This is a genomic window from Bacillota bacterium (genome assembly GCA_040754675.1).
In the GTDB taxonomy this organism is placed as follows: Bacteria; Bacillota; Limnochordia; order Limnochordales; family Geochordaceae; genus Geochorda.
The window spans coordinates 1-1,838 of the sequence record JBFMCJ010000712.1 but is presented as its reverse complement, the minus strand read 5'-3'; the positions used below and the strand labels follow the sequence as shown (position 1 = coordinate 1,838).

1 protein-coding gene is annotated in these 1,838 nt (G+C 66.0%); it reads left to right on the top strand.

What is annotated here, in order from left to right:
* The first annotated feature begins 88 nt into the window (after nucleotides 1–88).
* Nucleotides 89–1,699 (top strand): IS200/IS605 family accessory protein TnpB-related protein, encoded by a 1,611-nt coding sequence (locus tag AB1609_22820; GenBank protein MEW6049267.1) that lies wholly within the window; start codon nucleotides 89–91, stop codon nucleotides 1,697–1,699.
* The last annotated feature ends 139 nt before the right edge of the window (nucleotides 1,700–1,838 follow it).

Sequence of the window (1,838 nt, the reverse complement as noted above, 5' to 3'; positions counted from 1 at the left end):
CATCCCCCTGGTATAATGCATGCGAACCGATGTACGAAGGTGGGCCCGGCGCAGGGTGTGTTCGAGCGCAAGTGGCGGGTGTGGTGGCGTGAAGGTGACCTTTGAGACGAGAATCAAAGACAGGTCTTTGTATCCCCTGCTGGAGGCCTTTGCCGTCCTCTTTGGCCGCGTCGAGCGGGCCCTCTTCCGAGACCATTACGTGCGGGGTGAGCCCCTGGCCGACTGCAAGCGCCGTTACCTTGGTGCGTTTGGCATCACCGCCCGCATGTTCAACGCTGTGGCCTCGGTACTCGGGGGCAAGGTGAAGGCCGCCCGCGAAGCTCAAAAGAGGCATGCCAGCAGGCTGAAAGCCGAGGTCCGCGCGCTGGGGGAATCCCTGGCCGGCCTCAAGGAGCGGCTGGAGCAGGCGGAAGGCCCGGGGTCCAGGTGGCGGCTCAGGTTCGAGATGCACCACAAAAAGCGCCGGCTGGCCCAACTGGAGTCCAGGCTGGCGCAGGTGGAACAGGACCTCAACCGTGTGGTGCCCCGCATGTGCTTTGGCTCGAACAAGCTCTTCCGCCGGCAGTTCCACCTCAAGGAGAACGGCTACCGGACGCACGGAGAATGGCTTAAGACTTGGCGCCGTGCCCGCTCCTCCCAGTTCCTGTGCCTGGGCTCCAAGGGCGAAACCGGGGGCAATCAGACCTGCACCCTGCTTCCTGAGGGCACGCTGCGGCTCAGGCTTCCCGATATGCTGGCGGAGAGCCTGGGCAAGAAGTGGTTGCTGATCCCGGGCATCCGCTTCCGCTACGGGCAGGAGGCCGTTGACCGGGCCCTGGCGCGGGGCCAGGCGCTCACCTACCGGTTCCTGCGCCGGGAGAGGAAGGGCAAGTCCGCCTGGTACGTGCAGGTGATGCTGGAGCGGGAGGATGCTCCGGTGGTGACGAGCGGGAGAGTGGGTGCCCTGGGCGTGGATCTCAATCCCGGTCTGGTGGCGGCGTCGCAGGTTGACCGCCATGGTAACCCGGTATCCTGGCGGCACATTCCCGTGCTGACGCGGGGGCGGAGGCAGGAGCAGGTCACGGCCAGCTTAGCCGAAGCGGTAGCTGACCTGGTGGCCTGGGCCAGGGCGGAAGCTGTGCCCGTCGTGGTGGAGAAGCTGGATTTCGAGAAGAAGAAGGCCCGTCTCCGGGAGATGGGCGCCCGTTACGCTCGTATGCTCTCGGGATTTGCCTACGGCAAGTTCCACGCCCTGCTTCTTTCCCGGGCGGCAAGGGAGGGCGTGGAAGTGGTGTTCGTCAACCCGGCCCTGACGAGTGTGATCGGGCAGGTGAAGTTCGGCCCCGGCTACGGGCTTTCGCCCCACGCTGCGGCGGCGGTGGCGATAGCCAGGCGGGGTTTGGGTTTTGGGGAGCGTCTCCGGTCCAGGTCCGCCCTCCTGCTACCTGCAAGGAATCGCGGGAGGCACGTCTGGAGTGACTGGAGCCGTCTATCCCGGAGGCTGCGTGCCGAGAGGGCACGTGGTCGGTGTCCCTCCGAGGGAGACCGGGGCAGGGGGCCACCCCTATCCCGGGCGGCACCTGCGGCCGCGCTCAGGCCGCAAGGCCCGCCTGGAGATGGTCTATCCCCGGTTCCGGGGCGTGATCCCCCGGCGCAAATGGTCGGGAGAGCTGTTCGCCCGGCCTCTCAACAATGTGCAGCTATCTGCAGTTATTGTTGAGTTTCGAGGAACGGTTTGCGGCGGTTTGACAGAGGGGAATGCTAGCCTTAAACTGGTAGGGCGGAAGGGGCGTGCCGACCCGGCGGAGCCGGGTGGGAAGGAGGATCAGGCATGGCCAAGGACTTCCTCGACAGGCTGG